We start from the raw sequence: 16,474 nt of genomic DNA, 5'->3' as shown, positions 1-16,474 counted from the left end.
CGGTCCGTTCGTTCGGTGGATTGCGCCCAGACTTACCCATCTGAATGACTGGATCCAGGGTCACCGAACTTCGTTCGGCGACGCTTGCCATGATCGGGACGTGGACGAACTTGATTCGGCGATCATCAGGAATCTGCAACTGGATGCGCGGCTGACCAACCGCGAGCTGGCCCGGCGCCTCGGCGTCGCGCCGTCGACGTGCCTGGAACGCGTGCGCGCGCTGCGCGAACGTGGGGTGATCAAGGGCTACCACGCGGACGTGGACCTGAGCGCGCTCAACCGCCCCGTCCAAGCCTTCGTCGCCGCCCGCCTGCGCCCGATGAGCCGTGCGGTGATCGCCAACTTCAAGGCGGCGATCGGCGCCCTGCCCGAGGTGACCGCGATGTACGTCGTGGCGGGCGACGACGACTTCCTCATCCACCTCGCCGTGCCGGACCTGGAACACCTGCACGCGTTCCTCATCGACCGCCTGAGCGAACGCCGCGAGGTCATCAGCTTCCGCAGCTCGGTGATCTACGAGAGCATCCGCAACCCCGTGCTCACCGAGCTGCCGGCCCGACCCGCCCGGTGATCAGTTCCAGGATGGAAGCCACTTCTGGGCGTCCCACACTTCCGGGGTGATCGGGATGCCGTTGAGGATCGGCCACAGCCACACGAAGTTGGCCACGACCAGGCCCACGTACAGCGCCACCGCGAGCAGGCCGGTGCCGCGGCGTTCCTTGCCGTCGGTCCGCCTGCCCAGCACCTCGCCCAGCGCCAGCGCGATGCCCAGCACCAGGAACGGCGCCATCGGCATCGCGTAGAAGTAGTACATCTGCCGGTCGACGTTGAGGAACCACGGCAGGAAGCCCGCGCCGTAGCCGACCAGCACCGCCGCGTACCGCCAGTCCAGCTTGGCGATCGACTGCCACATCGCCCACGCCAGCATCGGGAACGCCAGCCACCACAGGGCGGGCGTCCCGATCAGCATGATCGCGCCGACGCAGCTCGGCCCGCCGCAGCCCTGCACCGAGCCCTCGAAGTAGTAGAGCATCGGCCGCAGGCCCATCGGCCACGTCCACGGCTTCGACTCCCACGGGTGGCGGTTCGTCTCCGACGTCACCAGCTTGGTGTGGAAGTCCAGCACGTTGCCGCTGTAGTACCAGAGCGCCCGCAGCGGCGCCGGGATCCAGCCGTCCTCGGGGATCTTCGTGCCCGCGATGTGCCGGTCGATGGCCGTCTCCGACGCGAACCACGCCCACCACGTCGCCAGGTACGCCAGCATCGGGATCACCAGCAGCGCGAACAGCGACGGCAGCAGGTCCTTCGCGAACGCGCCGAGCCACGGCCGCTCCACCCCCGCCGCACGACGCGCCAGCGCGCTCCAGAACACCGACAGCACGCCGAAGAACGCGATGTACCACAGGCCGGACCACTTCACGCCGCACGCGAGTCCGAGCGCGACCCCGCCCGCGAACCGCCACCAGCGGAAACCCAGCCACGGGCCGTACGGCGAGTTCGTCACCCAGCCCTCGCGCACCGCCTCGGCCAGCCGCGACCGCACCTGGTCCCGGTCCACCACCAGGCAGGCGAACGCCACCACCACGAAGAACGTCAGGAACGCGTCCAGCATCCCCATCCGCGACTGCACGTGGCTCATGCCGTCCGCGATCAGCAGCACGCCCGCGATCGCCGCGATCAGGTCCGACCGCGTCATCCGCCGCGCGATCCGCACCACCAGCAGGATCGTCAACGTGCCCACGGCGGCCGACGCGAACCGCCAGCCGACGCCGTCGTAGCCGAACAGCCACTCGCCGATCGCGATGAGCTGCTTGCCCAGCGGCGGGTGGACGATCAGCTCGTAGCCGGGGTTGTCCTCGTACCCGCCGTTGCGCAGCACCTGCGCGCCCTGCGGCACGTAGTGCTTCTCGTCGAAGACCGGGGTGCCCTTGTCGGTCGGGAACCCGAGGTTCCAGAACCGCACCACACCGCCGATCAACGCCACGGTCAGCGTGATGAGCCAGCCCCTCAGGGCGTCGCTCATCCTCCCGGGTTCGAGCTGGCGGGCCCGCTGTTCGCGGTCGTTGCCCGGTGGCGGGCTCGTCGGCGGCACGTCGCCGGCGTCGACCACGTCGTCTGCGGACTGCGGTGCGATCAGGCTCACGCGCACGATCGTAGGGTGAGAGGCGTGAGACCTGTATCTGGATCAGGCCGTTTGGTGCTGGCCGCTACTCCGCTCGGCGACGTCCGGGACGCGTCACCACGCCTGGTGGAGGCGTTGGGCGCGGCCGACGTGATCGCGGCGGAGGACACCAGACGGCTGCGGTCGCTCGCTTCGGCCCTCGACGTCACGCCGTCCGGGCGGGTGGTCAGCTTCTACGACCAGGTCGAGACGGCCCGGCTGCCCGGCCTGCTGGAGGCGCTGCGGGACGGTCGGACGGTGCTCCTGGTGACCGACGCCGGCATGCCGAGCGTGTCCGACCCCGGCTACCGGCTCGTGGCCGCGTGCGTCGAGGAGGACATCCGGGTCACGTGCCTGCCCGGCCCGTCCGCGGTGACGACCGCGCTGGCCGTGTCGGGCCTGCCGTCGGACCGCTTCTGCTTCGACGGCTTCCCGCCGCGCAAGCAGGGCGAACGCCGGCGGTGGTTCGCGGCCCTGCTCGAAGAGCCCCGGACGTGCGTCTTCTTCGAATCACCCCATCGGCTGGCGGACACCCTCGCCGACGCCGCCCACGTGCTCGGCCCGGACCGCCGCGCCGCCGTGTGCCGGGAGCTGACCAAGACCTACGAGGAGGTCAGGCGGGGTGGCCTCGGCGAGCTGGCCGAGTGGGCGGCCGAGGGCGTGCGCGGCGAGATCACCGTCGTGCTGGCGCCCGCCGAGGTCCGCGAGACCCCGCCGATCGAGGCGCTGGTGGCCGAGGTGAGGCAGCGCGTGGCCGACGGCGAGCGGATGAAGACGGCGGCCGCGGAGGTCGCCGAGGCGGCGGGGGTGAGCAAGAAGGCCCTGTACGACGCCGCGATCAGCAAGAGCTGAGACGGGCGGGCGGTCTGCCGCGCACGGCGCCCCGGGCACTGCCCAACCCGCGGAAACCCGCTGGAAGCGGCTCCGTAGGCTTGGCCCATGAGTGCCTCCGTGCTGACCGCGGTGGCGTGGCCCTACGCCAACGGCCCCCGCCACATCGGTCACGTCTCCGGTTTCGGTGTCCCCTCCGACGTGTTCTCCCGCTACATGCGCATGTCGGGCAACCGGGTGCTGATGGTCTCCGGCTCGGACGAGCACGGCACACCCATCTCGGTGCAGGCCGAGAAGGAGGGCATGTCCACCCGCGAGCTCGTGGACAAGTACCACCGCGTGATCGCGAACGACCTGCACGGCCTCGGCCTGTCCTACGACCTGTTCACCCGGACCACCACCGGCAACCACTACAAGGTGGTCCAGGAGCTGTTCCTGGCCCTCTGGCGCAACGGCTACGTCGTCCCGAAGACCGAGATGGGCGCGATCAGCCCGTCCACCGGCCGCACCCTGCCCGACCGCTACATCGAGGGCACCTGCCCGATCTGCGGCTACGACGGCGCCCGCGGCGACCAGTGCGACAACTGCGGCAACCAGCTCGACCCCGTCGACCTGAAGAACCCGCGCTCGCGCATCAACGGCGAGACGCCGAAGTTCGTCGAGACCGAGCACCTGTTCCTCGACCTGCCGCAGTTCATCGACGCGCTCGGCGGCTGGCTGCAGACCCGCACCGAGTGGCGGCCGAACGTGCTCAAGTTCAGCCAGAACCTCATCGGCGACCTGCGCCCCCGCGCCATCACCCGCGACCTGGACTGGGGCATCCCCATCCCGCTCGACGGCTGGCGCGAGCAGCCGATGAAGCGCTTCTACGTGTGGTTCGACGCCGTCATCGGCTACCTCAGCGCGTCCGTCGAGTGGGCCCGCCGCAGCGGGGACGACGACGCCTGGAAGGAGTTCTGGACCGGCGACGCCCAGGGCTACTACTTCATGGGCAAGGACAACATCGTCTTCCACTCGCTGATCTGGCCCTCCCTGCTGCTCGGGCAGAACGGCCAGGGCGCGAAGGGCGGCGAGCCCGGCTCCTTCGGCACGCTGAACCTGCCCACCGAGGTGGTCTCCAGCGAGTTCCTGACCATGAGCGGCTCGAAGTTCTCCACCTCCCGCGGCACGGTGATCTACGTCACGGACTTCCTCAAGGAGTTCGGGCCGGACGCGCTGCGCTACTTCATCTCCGTGGCCGGCCCCGAGAACCAGGACGCCGACTTCACCTGGGACGAGTTCGTCCGCCGGACGAACTTCGAGCTGGCCAACGAGTGGGGCAACCTGGTCAACCGGTCGATCTCGATGGCGCACAAGAACGTGGGCGCGATCCCGAAGCCGACCAGCCCGACCCAGGCCGACCACGAGCTGCTGGAGCTGTCCCGCAAGGCGTTCGACGTGGTGGGCTCGAACCTGCGCCGCTCCCGCTTCAAGCAGGCGTCCACCGAGGCGATGAAGGTGGTCGGCGCGGCCAACCGCTACCTGTCCGACCAGGAGCCGTGGAAGCTCAAGGACGACCCGGAGCGCCGCGACACCGTGCTGCACACCGCGTTGCAGGTCGTGCAGGACGCCAACACCCTGCTGACGCCGTTCCTGCCGCACTCGGCGCAGAAGGTGCACGAGGCGCTGGGCGGCACGGGCGTGTGGGCGGCCCAGCCCGAGCTGACCGACGTGCCCGACCTGGACGTGCCCGACCGCGAGTACCCGGTGCTGACCGGCGACTACGCGGGCGAGCGGGCGACGTGGGCGTCCACCCCCATCGAGGTGGGCAGGCCGCTGGCCAAGCCCGCGCCGCTGTTCGCGAAGCTCGACCCCGAACTGGGTGAGACCGGCCCCGAGTGGGCCCCGATCGCGAAGTGACGAAACGCCGAGGCGAACGGCCACCGGTCCCGGAAGCCCTTCCGGCGCCGGTGGTCGACGCCCACACCCACCTCGACGCGTGCGGGGCGAAGACGCCCGAGCAGGTGCGCGAGGTGCTCGACCGGGCCGTCCGGGCGGGCGTGGACCGCGTGATCACGGTGGCCGACGACCTCGACGCCGCCCGCTGGGCCGCCGAAGCCGCCACGTGGGACGACCGGGTGTTCGCCGCGGTCGCCCTGCACCCCACGCGCACGTCGACGTTCGGCGAGGTCGAGCAGGCGGAGCTGGAACGGCTCGCCGCCCGGCCCAGGGTCGTCGCGATCGGCGAGACCGGGCTGGACTACTACTGGGACTACGCGCCGAAAGCCGCGCAGCACGAGGCCTTCCGCTGGCACATCGACCTGGCCAAGCGGGTCGGCAAGCCGCTGATGATCCACGACCGGGACGCGCACGACGACATCCTCGAGGTGCTCGACGCCGAGGGCGCGCCGGCCACCGTGGTCTTCCACTGCTTCTCCGGCGACCTCTCCTTCGCGCGCGCGTGCGTGGAGCGCGGGTTCGTGCTCTCGTTCGCGGGCACCACGACGTTCCGCAACGCCCACGCCCTGCGGGAAGCCGCACTGTGGGTGCCGGAGGACCACGTGCTCGTCGAGACGGACGCGCCGTTCCTCACGCCCCACCCGTACCGAGGTCGCCCGAACGAGCCGTATTGCGCGAACTACACGCTCCGGGACATGGCGACGCTGCGTGAGACCGACCTGGGTGAGTTGGCCACGAAGATCACCCGAAACGCCGAACGCGTCTTCGGTCTTCGTGACGCGGTGAGGTCGTAGTCCTCCTTACGACGAATGGCGGACAGACTTGCTCCCCTAACGGAGTGACTGAACTCACAAGGGTTGTCGGGGTGTTGGCACAACCCCCGTGAACCCGTTACGGTCCCGTGACCGTGCCCCGAGTCGTGATTCGGGGCGCACCCGCAGTCGGGGCGGGTCACGTTGACACCAGAAGCGAGAAGCCGAGAACGCACGGGAGTTGCCGGAGATCACCAGCTGACCACCGACATCGACCGTGCGCGTCGCCGGACTTCGCGCCTTCAGGAGGTATGGCAACCCGTGAACTCGTTCAACGAGGACACCGACTGGTTTACGCCCGTGCAGTCGACACCCGCGACCGGTGTCGACGTCCTGGACAGACCCGGGCCGCCGTCCGAATGGGACACCGCGGTGTTCACCATCACCCCGGACGACGTGCTGGAAGTGCTGGGACCGGACGCCGACGCGCTGCTGGAGAGCGCGAACGTCGACGTCGACGAGCTGATCCGGCTGATCAACGCCGAGACCACGCTCCTGCCACCGATCATCATCCCCGACGAGGTCTCCCAGGACCGGGTCGCGGGCAGCCTGGCCGCCGAGCGGCCGAGCGCCCCGCCCGCCGCACTGGTCGAAGCCGCGGGGAAGTGGAAGCGGCGCTTCCTGAAGGCCGCGGTCCTCACCGTGCTGGTCACCATCTCCGGCGGCGGCGCCACCGCGATCGCGATGGACAAGTCCGTCACGGTCGACGTCGACGGCGAGGCCACCACCGTCCGCACGTACGAGTCGACCGTCGGCGAGATCCTCGCCGACGAGGGCATCGCGATCGGCGAGCACGACGCGCTGAGCCCGTCACCCCAGGCCAAGGTGAGCGACGGCGGGAAGATCTCGCTGGACCGCGGCCGCCTGGTGAAGATGACGGTCGACGGCGAGCAGCGCGAGGGCTGGGTCCGCTCGGTCACCGTGGACGAGGCGCTGGACCAGTTGCAGGTGAACGACGAGGGCGCCTGGCTCTCCCACGACCGCAACATGGACGTCCCCCTCGACGGCCTGTCGCTCGAGGTCAAGAGCCTCAAGACCATCACGCTCTACGACGGCGGCAACGCGCCCCGGCAGATTCAGACGACGGCCGTGACCGTCGACGAGCTGCTGAAGAACGAGAACCTCTCGCTCGGCCCCGAGGACAAGCTCGAGACGGCGGTCGACCTGCGCGTCACCAACGGCGCCGAGGTCCACATCACGCGCACCGGCGTGTCGGTGATCAACGCGACGGAGGCCATCCAGCCGCCCGTCGAGGAGGTCAAGGACGACACGATGATGAAGGGCCAGAAAGAGGTCCTGGACCCGGGCGAGGCCGGCGAGCAGATCGTCACCTACCGCGTCACGGTCAAGAACGGCCAGGAGGTCGGCCGGGAGAAGCTGGGCGCGAAGGTCACCAAGGAGCCGAAGCCGAAGAAGGTCAAGGTCGGCACCAAGCTCCCGCCCGACGGTGCGGTGTGGGACGCGTTGGCGCAGTGCGAGGCGACCGGCAACTGGGCCATCAACACCGGCAACGGCTACTACGGCGGCCTGCAGTTCAACAAGGGCACCTGGGACGCCTACGGCGGCAGCCAGTACGCCGCGTACCCGCACCAGGCGACCCGCGAGCAGCAGATCGCCATCGCCACCAAGCTCCGCGACGCGCGCGGCGGCTACTCGGCGTGGCCCCACTGCCAGCAGAAGCTCGGCTTGCCGTAACAATGTGCCGGTGACACAGGACTCGACGTCGGCCGGTTCGGGGAGCCACCTCCTCGGGCCGGCCGACGTGCGTCGGCTGGCCGCCGAACTGGACATCCGCCCCACGAAGAAGCTGGGGCAGAACTTCGTGCACGACCCGAACACGGTGCGGCGCATCGTGGCGGCGGCCGACCTGCGCCCGGACGACGTGGTGCTCGAGGTCGGGCCCGGCCTGGGCTCGCTCACGTTGGCGTTGCTGCCCTCCTGTCGCGCGCTGGTGGCCGTGGAGATCGACGGCGTGCTGGCCGACCGCCTGCCGGTCACGGTGGCGGAGCGGGCCGCTGAGCTGGCCGACCGGCTGTCCGTCGTGCACGCCGACGCGATGCGCGTCACCCCGGAGCAGCTCCCGGTCGCGCCGACCGCCCTGGTGGCGAACCTGCCGTACAACGTGGCCGTGCCCGTGGTGCTGCACCTGCTGGCCGTGCTGCCGTCGTTGCGCACGGGCCTGGTGATGGTGCAGTCGGAGGTGGCCGACCGGATGGCCGCCGGTCCCGGCAGCAAGGTCTACGGCGTGCCCAGCGTGAAGCTCGCCTGGTACGCGGACGCCCGCCGGGCCGGTCCCGTGCCGCGCTCGGTGTTCTGGCCCGTGCCGAACGTGGACTCGGCGCTGGTCGCGTTCGACCGGCACGAGCAGCTGTCCACTGTGGACCAGAAGCGGCTGTTCGCCTTGGTGGACGCGGCCTTCGCGCAACGCCGCAAGATGCTGCGCGGCGCGCTGTCGGGCTGGGCAGGCTCGGCCGCCGAGGCGCAGCGGCTGCTCGTCGAGGCGGGCGTGGACCCCTCGGCGCGCGGCGAACAACTGGCCGTCGGCGACTTCATCCGGATAGCCGAGGCCGCGTCCGCCCGCTAGTCGTTGATCTTTCGGCCGAAAGTGTGATTTGCCGGACGATCCTGGTTCGGACTTGCGTCAGCCGGGCCCGGTCGGGTCTACTCGTGGTGCCATCCCGAGCGGCCGAGAGACCTGGCTCCACGACGCCGCAGCAACCACCCCTCCACGGGGGCAGGTGCTTCCGCCAGGAACGATGGAGGAATCACGTGCCCAGGATGCGAATGCTCACCCGCCGGCGGGTGGTCGACCACGGTCGCCGCACGTCGTCCGCCTGTCGCAGCCGCTGAGCAGCCGCAGGCGCCTCGAATCCCCGCGTCCTTCACCCAGGACACCTTTCCGAGCTGAGCCGTCGGTCACGCACGCCCCGGGCGTGCGCTGCCGCATGCCGTCGTGGAGCGAAAACGTGATCACTGTCGAGAACCTCACCAAGACCTTCCCCGGGAGTACCGGGCAGGTTCGCGCGCTGGACGGCGTGAACCTGGACGTCGCCGCGGGCACCGTGCTCGGCGTCGTCGGCCCCAGCGGGGCGGGCAAGTCCACCCTGGCCCGGTGCGTCGCGCTCCTGGAGCGGCCCGACAGCGGCGCGATCCGCGTCGACGGCACCGACCTCGTCTCGCTCGACGGCACCGCGCTGCGCGCCGCCCGCCGGCAGATCGGCGTGGTGCCGCAAGGGGATTCCCTGCTGCGCCAGCGCACCGCCGCGGGCAACGTCGCGCTGCCGCTGGAAGCCGCGGGCGTGGCCGGGCCGCAGCGCCGCACCCGCGTCGCCGAGCTGCTGGACCTGGTGGGGCTGACCGACAAGGCGGGCTCCTACCCCGACCAGCTCTCCGGCGGCCAGCGCCAGCGGATCGCGGTCGCGCGGGCGCTCGCCGCGTCGCCGTCCGTGCTGCTGGCCGACGAGCCGACGTCCGCGCTGGACCCCGAGACCACCGGCTCGGTGCTCGCCGTGCTGGACCGGGCGCGCGCCGAGCTCGGCGTGACGGTCCTCGTGGTCACGCACGACATGGGCGTGGTCCGGAAGATCTGCGACGACGTCGCGGTGCTGGAGGACGGCCGCGTGGTGGAGCACGGCAAGGTGCTCGACCTGGTGTCGGACGCCGCGAGCCGCACGGCCGCGTCGCTGCTGCCCGCCGTGGACCAGAACCCGGCGGCGGAGTCCGCGTTCGACCGGGTCGCGGACGTCGTGCTGATCGGCTTCGCCGCCGTGGGCGCGCTGCTGCCCGAGGCCACCGGCCGGTTCGGCGTGGAGCTCAACCTGCTCGGCGGCGGCCTGACCAGGCTCGGCGAGACCCCGGTGGCCCGGTTCCGGGTCGGCCTGAAGGGCGAGCGCGCCGACTCGGCGCTGGAGTGGATCTCGGAAGCGGGCGGCTCGGTGCGCCGGACCCTGTCGGGTCCTCAGGGAGTAGCTGCGTGAGGTCCGCAACACCCTGGTCCATCGTGTTCGACGACCTGCTGGTCGCCACCGGCGAGACGTTGTACATGGTGGTCGTCTCCACCCTGATCGCCGTTCTGCTCGGAGCACCTGTCGGCATCTGGCTTCAGCTCACCGCACCCGGTGGGCTGAGGCCCCGGCCGGTGCTGCACAAGGTGCTCGGGTTCGTCGTGGACCTGGGCCGCTCCATGCCGTTCCTGGTCCTGCTGGTGGTGCTCACCTCGCTGACCAGGCTGCTGCTCGGCAGCACCATCGGACCGACGGCGGCCATCGTGCCGCTCGCCGTGGGCGCGATCCCGTTCGTCGGCAGGCTGGTGCAGAACGTGCTGGCCGAGGTGCACGTGTCGGTGGTCGAGGCCGCCGTCACCACCGGGTCGTCCACGGTGCGGATCGTGCGCAGCGTGCTGCTCCGCGAGTCGTTGCCCGCGCTGGTCAACGCCATCGGCGTGACCGCGATCGCGCTGTTGGGCTACTCGGCAATGGCCGGCGTGGTCGGCGGCGGCGGGCTCGGCGACCTCGCCGTGCGCATGGGCTACCAGCGGTTCAACGACCGCTACCTGTGGAGCACGGTCGTCGTGCTGGCGGTCATCGCCACCGCGATCCAGTTCACCACCAACCGCGTGGCCCGCGGCGTCGACCGCCGCCGCACCGCGTCCGTCTGATCGTTTTTCTCCTCACCTAAGGAATGAAATGCGTATTCGTGCTGCCCTGCTGGCCGTGCTGCTGACCGCGGTGGGCTGCGGTAGTGGCGACACCGGCGCCGCGTCCGACCCGAACGCGCCGCTCAAGGTCGGCGTGAGCCCGGTCCCGCACGCCCAGGTCCTGCGGTACGTGGCGGACAACCTCGCCGCGTCGAAGGGCCTGAAGATCGAGGTCGTCGAGTTCACCGACTACGTGCAGCCGAACACGGCGCTGGTGGACGGGTCGCTGGACGCGAACTACTTCCAGACCGTGCCGTACCTGGACACGTTCAAGGCGGAGAGCGGCGCGTCGCTGGAGTGGATCGGGCCGGTCCACCTGGAGCCGCTCGGCGTGTACTCGAAGAAGCACAAGTCGCTGGCCGACCTGCCGTCCGGCGCCCGCGTGGCCGTGGCGAACGACGCGACCAACGAGGCGCGCGGCCTGAAGCTGCTGCAGGACAACGGGCTGATCAAGATCACGCCGGGCGCGGAGAAGACGGCGACCGTCCGGGACGTCGCGGAGAACCCGCGCGGGCTGGAGTTCGTCGAGCTGGAGGCCGCGCAGCTGCCGCGTTCGCTGGACGACACCGACGCGTCCGTGGTGAACGGCAACTACGCCATCGACGCCGGCCTGAACCCCGCGTCCGACGCGCTGGCGCTGGAGAAGGCCGAGGGCAACCCCAACGCGAACGGCCTGGTCACCCGAACCGACCTCAAGGACGACCCGCGCGTGAAGGACCTGCTCGCCCTGCTCCAGTCGCAGCAGGTCAAGGACTACATCAAGGAGACGTTCTCGGGCTCGGTCCTCGCGGTGTGACGTCGGAGGGTCCTGCTGTATGACCCGAGGGTCCTGAAGGGCGGGAGAGCGTCCTCGCCGGACGGGCGGAGAGTTCTGGAAGGCGGGAGAGCGTCCTCGCCGGACGGGCGGAGAGTCCTGGAGGACGAAAAGAGCGTCCTCGCCGGACGGGCAGATCAGCAGGATGACGGCGGTGGGTGGTTTTGTGCCGGGTCCGTTGTTGGTCCGGGTTTCGTGTCATCCCACCGACCTCCCGAAGGGCTACCACACGTGTCAAGGGGGGCGGCATCGGTTCAGGCCGTGGGTATCGCTGGAGGTGCCCCCCTTGACACGTGCGGTAGGGCTGCGCCAGGTCGGCGGGATGACACGAAGCCCTTCCTTTGTGTAGGCAAGCGGGTGCGTGAGCGGGAGTGCGTGACGGTTGGGTGGGCGTGCGGCTGCGTGAGGGGGAGTTGGTGGGCACGCGGGTGCGTGAGCGGGAGGCGAGTGTTCCGTCGCAGGTCAGAGGTTGGTAGGAGCGGGCAACCCGGAAACGCCCGTACGCTTCATGGCGTGCTCGCTGTCGTCCCACCCCCGGTCACCGTCCGCGTCCCGGCCAAGGTCAACCTGCACCTGGCCGTAGGCGACTCCCGCGAGGACGGCTACCACGACCTGGTGACGATCTTCCAGGCCTTGTCGCTGACCGACGAGGTGACCGTCGCCATCGCCGAGGACCCCGGTGTCGAGGTGCACGGCGAAGGCGCCGACTCGGTGCCCACCGGCGCGTCCAACCTGGCGTGGCGGGCGGTGCGGGTGCTGGCCGAGCACGTCGGCCGCGACCCCGACGACCCGAAGGTCCGCGTCGTCATCCGCAAGTCCATCCCGGTCGCCGGCGGCATGGCGGGCGGCAGCGCGGACGCGGCGGCGACGCTCGTCGGGCTGGCCTCGCTGTGGCGGCTGGAGATCAGCCGGGACGAGCTGGCCGGCCTCGCGGGCAAGATCGGCGCGGACGTCCCGTTCGCCATCTACGGCGGCACGGCCCTCGGCACGGACCGCGGCGACCGGATCGTGCCCGTGCTGTCCCGCCACACGTTCCACTGGGTGCTGGCGTTCGACCGGCGGGGCCTGTCCACGCCCGAGGTGTTCGACGAGCTGGACCGGCTGCGCGCGGACGGCGACCCGCCCCGCGTAGGCGAGGCGGAAGCCGTGCTCGAAGGCCTGTCCTCCGGCGACCCGCGCCAGCTCGCGCTCCTGCTCGGCAACGACCTGCAGGCCGCCGCCGTGTCGCTGCGCCCCAACCTGCGCCGCACGCTGCGCGCGGGCGTGAACGCGGGCGCGTTGGCCGGCATGGTGTCCGGCTCGGGCCCGACCTGCGCGTTCCTCTGCACGGACGGCGACTCGGCGGTGCGGGTGGCGGCCGAGCTGGCGGGCGCGGGGGTCTGCCGGACGGTGCGCGTGGCGCAAGGGCCGGTGCACGGCGCGCGCGTCATCGGCACCGAGGAAGCGCCCCGGCCGATCCCGCCCGAAGTGCACGCGTGACCTACTCGCCCGCCTTCTTCGCCGACAGCGTGACCTCGGTGTCGCAGTCGACCACCTGACCGGCGGCGACGCTCTGCGCGGTGGTGGTCCAGTTGCGGTCCACCACCAGCAGGCGCCCCTGACCGGTCGCGTCCTGCTCGCGCAGCCGGTACAGGCCGGCGGACTGCATGGTGTCCTGGGCGGTCTGGTGGACCATGCCGACCACGTCCGGCACCGTGCACATCCTCGCGGCCTGCGTCACGGTCGGAGGTGGCTCGGTCACCGCGGTGGAGGTCGAGGTGGTGGTCACCGAGGTCGAGGTCGAGGTCGTGGTGGTGGTCGTCGCAGGTGGAGTGGCCGCGGTGCCGCATCCTGCGGCTGACAGGACGGCGAACGCGCCGACGACCCTGCTGAGCTGTGACATCGGACTCCCTGGTTCGGTCGTGGCCGGTGCGTCGAGCCGGGGCGGGCCGTCGTCACCGGCGCGATAGCTAGGCTGGCGTACTGCGTTGTCACCCCGTTCTCGATGAAGGTGCTGGTACATGGCCAACTTGGTCAACTTGGAGAACGTCTCCAAGTCGTTCGGCGTGCGTCCGTTGCTCGACGGCGTGTCCCTCGGCGTCGGCGAAGGCGACCGCATCGGGGTCGTCGGCCTCAACGGCGGCGGCAAGACGACGCTGCTGGAGGTGCTGGCCGGGCTCGCCCCGCCGGACGAGGGACGGGTCAGCCAGAACCGCGGGCTGCGGATGGCGGTGGTCACGCAGCGCACCGAGCTGCCCGAGGGGTCGACGGTGCGCAACGCCGTGATCGACCCGCTCGGGTTCGACTCCGAGCACGAGTGGGCCTCCGACGCGCGCGTGCGGTCGATCCTCGACGGGATCGGCATCACCGGGTTCGGGCTGGACTCGCCTGTCGCCACGATGTCCGGTGGCGAGCGACGCCGGGTGGCGCTGGCGGCGGCCCTCGTGCAGGACCTCGACCTGGTCGTGCTGGACGAGCCGACCAACCACCTCGACGTCGAGGGCGTGCGGTGGCTGGCGGAGCACCTGCTGGCCCGGCGCACGGCACTCGTCGTGGTGACCCACGACCGGTGGTTCCTGGACACGGTGTGCAGCCGCACGTGGGAGGTCGTGAACGGGAAGGTCGAGCAGTACGAGGGCGGCTACGCGGACTGGATCTTCGCCCGCGCCGAACGCGCCCGACTGGCCGACACGATCGAGGAGAAGCGCCGCAACCTGGCCCGCAAGGAGCTGGCGTGGCTGCGCCGCGGCGCGCCCGCCCGCACGTCCAAGCCCCGCTACCGCATCGACGCCGCCGAGGCGTTGATCTCCGACGTGCCGCCGCCGCGCGACTCGGTGGAGCTGCTCGCGTTCGCCAAGCGGCGGCTCGGGCGCACCGTGCTGGAGCTGGAGGACGCGACGCTGACCGTGCCCGACCGGGTGCTGGTGCGCGACCTGACGTGGCGGATCGGGCCGGGCGACCGGGTCGGGATCGTCGGGGTGAACGGGTCGGGCAAGACGACGTTGCTGCGGGCGTTGGCCGGTGAGCGCGAGCTGGAGGGCGGCAAGCGCGTCCAGGGGCAGACGGTGAAGCTCGCGCACCTCAGCCAGGAGCTGCACGACCTGGACGGGTCGATGCGGGTGCTGGAGGCCGTGGAGGAGGTCGCGCGACGGGTCGTGCTGGGCAAGCAGGAGATGTCGGCGTCGCAGCTGGCGGAGCGGTTCGGGTTCTCGTCGCAGAAGCAGTGGACGCCGGTGGGCGACCTGTCCGGCGGTGAGCGGCGGCGGTTGCAGCTGTGCCGGCTGCTGATGGCCGAGCCGAACGTGCTGCTGCTCGACGAGCCGACCAACGACCTGGACATCGACACGCTGCAGCAGCTCGAGGACCTGCTGGACTCGTGGCCGGGCACGCTGGTGGTGATCTCGCACGACCGCTACCTGGTGGAACGGGTGTGCGACCAGGTGGTGGCGCTGTTCGGCGACGGCGGGCTGACCGACCTGCCGGGCGGGATCGAGGAGTACCTGCGGCGGCGGGACAAGCAGAAGGAAGCCGCCGTCGTGCCGAGCGCGAAGCCCGCGTCCGCGCCGTCGTCGGCGGCGGACCAGCGCGCGGCGCGCAAGGAGCTGTCCCGCCTGGAACGCCGGCTGGAGGCGTTGCAGAAGAAGGAGACCCAGCTGCACGCGGCGCTGGCCGAGGCGGCCACCGACCCCGAACGCCTGCTGGCCCTGGACGCCGAGCTGAAGGCCGTCCTGGCCGAGGCGGAGGACGTCGAAGCCCAGTGGCTGTCCGCCGCCGAGTCCGCCGAAGCCTGACCCGCGAGTCCTGAAACTCCAGGACCCCCGAGTTCAACGCTCAGGACCACCCTGAACGGCGAACTCGGGGGTCCTGAGCGTTCGACACGCGAGGGTCAGCGGCCGCGGCGGCGGAGCTCGGTGACGAGCAGCGGCATCAGCTCGTCCACGTAAGCGCAGTCGTAGCCCTGACCCGCGATCAACGCGGTGGCGAACTTCGTCGTCGCCACCTCCGCCGACGACGCGCCGAGCATGCCGTCGAGCGCGATGCCGACCTCCTCCAGCACCCGGTCCACCTGGGACGTCCGGTACCCGCGCTGCGCCGGCCCCGCCAACGGGATCTTGATCGACCGCAGCTGCTTCCACGACGTGATCGGCGGGATGGCGCTCGGGCGCGGCGGTCCCTCGCCCAGCTGCTTCTCCACCCGGGCCAGGAACGCGTCCACCTCGGTCTCGTCGTACCCGCGCCGGCCGAACATGGGCCGGCTGAAGCGGACCTCGCGGACCTCGCGCGCGGTCAGGTCGTCCTGCCCGAGCAGGGTGTTCTCGATCCGGTCGAGGAACTTGTCGACCTGCGACTCCTGGTAACCACGCCGGCCGCGCGGCGGCTTGCCGAAGGCGGCGGTGCGGACGTCACGAGCGGTCAACGGGCGCGTGCCGGGGCCGGGACGGGGTCGCACCGGGGGCGCGGGAGGGGGCAGGGGTGAGGAGGGTGGCGCGAGGGCGGCGGGGGAGGTGAGGGGAGAAGGAGGTACGGGGAAAAGTGGTGCGGGCATTCGCTCCAAGGTCACCACGACGAGGTCGAGGAACGTGTCCACGTCGTCCTCGTCGTACCCCACCTGACCTGGAGGGGCGTAGCTGAACTCGAAGTCCTGCACCTCCCGGGCGGTCAGGTGGTCGCGACCCGCCAGGGTGTTCTCGATCCGGTCGAGGAAGGCGTCGATCTCGCCCTCGTGGTAGCCCCGGTTCCCCGGTCTGGGCTTGTGGAACCGCACGCCGCGCACGTCCTGCGGCGTCAGCCGGGCCGCCGGGCGCATCCCGGTCGACGTGGCGTGCGCGCCCTGCGCGGGAGCGGTGGCCTGGCGCCGCTGCGGCGTCGAGCCGAGCGTCTCGGCCGCCAGGTCCATGAACGCGTCGACCTCGGCCGCGTAGTAGCCGGGCCGCGAGGGTCTGAACCGCACCTCGCGCACGTCCTGCTCGGTCACGTCGTCCCGACCGAGCAGCGTTGCCTCGATGCGGTCCAGGAAGGCGTCCACCTGACCCTCGTCGTACCCGGGCTGACCGGGCGGGGGGCGGTGGAAGGCGACCTGCCGCAGATCCCGCGCGCCCAACAGCGGCGCCGGATGTGCCGGCATGTGCTGGCGAGCGTCGAACCCGGCCACCCCATTACCTCCTTCGTGTGGTGTACCGGGGAGTATCGCCGGACGACGCACCCGATGTTTCGCCCTATCGGCTCAATGCGCCGGAAGATCG

The 16,474-nt window shown here is 71.1% G+C and carries 14 protein-coding genes and 1 riboswitch; of the genes, 11 read left to right on the top strand and 3 right to left on the bottom strand.

Going from position 1 to position 16,474, the window contains the following annotated elements:
• Positions 1–100: 100 nt before the first annotated feature.
• Positions 101–571: an Lrp/AsnC family transcriptional regulator gene (locus AB0I91_RS21175; RefSeq protein WP_499638304.1), complete on the top strand. Its 471-nt coding sequence runs from the start codon at positions 101–103 to the stop codon at positions 569–571.
• Here AB0I91_RS21175 and AB0I91_RS21170 read toward each other — a convergent pair whose 3' ends face one another.
• Positions 572–2,143 carry a dolichyl-phosphate-mannose--protein mannosyltransferase gene (locus AB0I91_RS21170; protein WP_498783317.1) on the bottom strand — a complete coding sequence of 524 codons (1,572 nt, stop codon included), beginning with the start codon at positions 2,141–2,143 and terminating at the stop codon, positions 572–574.
• A gap of 24 nt (positions 2,144–2,167) precedes the next feature.
• On the opposite strand from AB0I91_RS21170, the gene rsmI reads away from it, so the two are divergent.
• The 9 genes from rsmI (at position 2,168) to AB0I91_RS21125 (ending at position 12,731) form a co-directional block, all read left to right on the top strand.
• A complete protein-coding gene (rsmI, locus tag AB0I91_RS21165) occupies positions 2,168–3,013 on the top strand; it encodes a 16S rRNA (cytidine(1402)-2'-O)-methyltransferase (RefSeq protein ID WP_498783315.1) in 846 nt (281 codons plus the stop codon).
• An 87-nt stretch (positions 3,014–3,100) separates the two neighbouring features.
• The gene (metG, locus tag AB0I91_RS21160; protein WP_498783313.1) at positions 3,101–4,891 is read left to right on the top strand and encodes a methionine--tRNA ligase; all 1,791 of its coding nucleotides are present in this window, start codon (positions 3,101–3,103) and stop codon (positions 4,889–4,891) included.
• Positions 4,888–5,724 (top strand): TatD family hydrolase, encoded by an 837-nt coding sequence (locus tag AB0I91_RS21155; protein WP_498783311.1) that lies wholly within the window; start codon positions 4,888–4,890, stop codon positions 5,722–5,724. The genes metG and AB0I91_RS21155 overlap by 4 nt, the downstream gene beginning before the upstream one ends.
• A gap of 279 nt (positions 5,725–6,003) precedes the next feature.
• Positions 6,004–7,437: a resuscitation-promoting factor gene (locus AB0I91_RS21150; RefSeq protein ID WP_498783309.1), complete on the top strand. Its 1,434-nt coding sequence runs from the start codon at positions 6,004–6,006 to the stop codon at positions 7,435–7,437.
• Between the two features lie 10 nt (positions 7,438–7,447).
• Entirely contained in the window at positions 7,448–8,326 is an 879-nt protein-coding gene (gene rsmA / locus AB0I91_RS21145; RefSeq protein ID WP_499609946.1) for a 16S rRNA (adenine(1518)-N(6)/adenine(1519)-N(6))-dimethyltransferase RsmA, read from the top strand.
• Between the two features lie 86 nt (positions 8,327–8,412).
• Positions 8,413–8,505, top strand: a riboswitch (SAM riboswitch).
• Positions 8,506–8,708: 203 nt separating this feature from the next.
• Entirely contained in the window at positions 8,709–9,719 is a 1,011-nt protein-coding gene (locus tag AB0I91_RS21140) for a methionine ABC transporter ATP-binding protein (RefSeq protein WP_499609949.1), read from the top strand.
• The gene (locus AB0I91_RS21135) at positions 9,716–10,399 is read left to right on the top strand and encodes a methionine ABC transporter permease (RefSeq protein ID WP_498783303.1); all 684 of its coding nucleotides are present in this window, start codon (positions 9,716–9,718) and stop codon (positions 10,397–10,399) included. The genes AB0I91_RS21140 and AB0I91_RS21135 overlap by 4 nt, the downstream gene beginning before the upstream one ends.
• 28 nt (positions 10,400–10,427) lie before the next feature.
• Positions 10,428–11,234: a MetQ/NlpA family ABC transporter substrate-binding protein gene (locus tag AB0I91_RS21130; RefSeq protein WP_499638300.1), complete on the top strand. Its 807-nt coding sequence runs from the start codon at positions 10,428–10,430 to the stop codon at positions 11,232–11,234.
• A gap of 531 nt (positions 11,235–11,765) precedes the next feature.
• A complete protein-coding gene (locus AB0I91_RS21125; protein ID WP_498783299.1) occupies positions 11,766–12,731 on the top strand; it encodes a 4-(cytidine 5'-diphospho)-2-C-methyl-D-erythritol kinase in 966 nt (321 codons plus the stop codon).
• 1 nt (position 12,732) lies between these two features.
• On the opposite strand, the gene AB0I91_RS21120 is transcribed toward AB0I91_RS21125, so the two are convergent.
• A complete protein-coding gene (locus AB0I91_RS21120) occupies positions 12,733–13,134 on the bottom strand; it encodes a PASTA domain-containing protein (protein ID WP_498783297.1) in 402 nt (133 codons plus the stop codon).
• A gap of 118 nt (positions 13,135–13,252) precedes the next feature.
• On the opposite strand from AB0I91_RS21120, the gene AB0I91_RS21115 reads away from it, so the two are divergent.
• Positions 13,253–15,022, top strand: coding sequence for an ABC-F family ATP-binding cassette domain-containing protein (locus AB0I91_RS21115; protein WP_498783295.1), 1,770 nt, complete (start codon positions 13,253–13,255; stop codon positions 15,020–15,022).
• A gap of 95 nt (positions 15,023–15,117) precedes the next feature.
• Here the strand turns inward: AB0I91_RS21115 and AB0I91_RS21110 are convergent, their stop codons facing one another.
• Entirely contained in the window at positions 15,118–16,383 is a 1,266-nt protein-coding gene (locus AB0I91_RS21110; RefSeq protein WP_498783293.1) for a DivIVA domain-containing protein, read from the bottom strand.
• Positions 16,384–16,474 lie beyond the last annotated feature (91 nt).

The sequence above is a fragment of the Actinosynnema sp. NPDC049800 genome, from assembly GCF_040656635.1.
Classification (GTDB): Bacteria; Actinomycetota; Actinomycetes; order Mycobacteriales; family Pseudonocardiaceae; genus Actinosynnema.
This window is presented reverse-complemented; position numbering and strand designations above follow the sequence as displayed.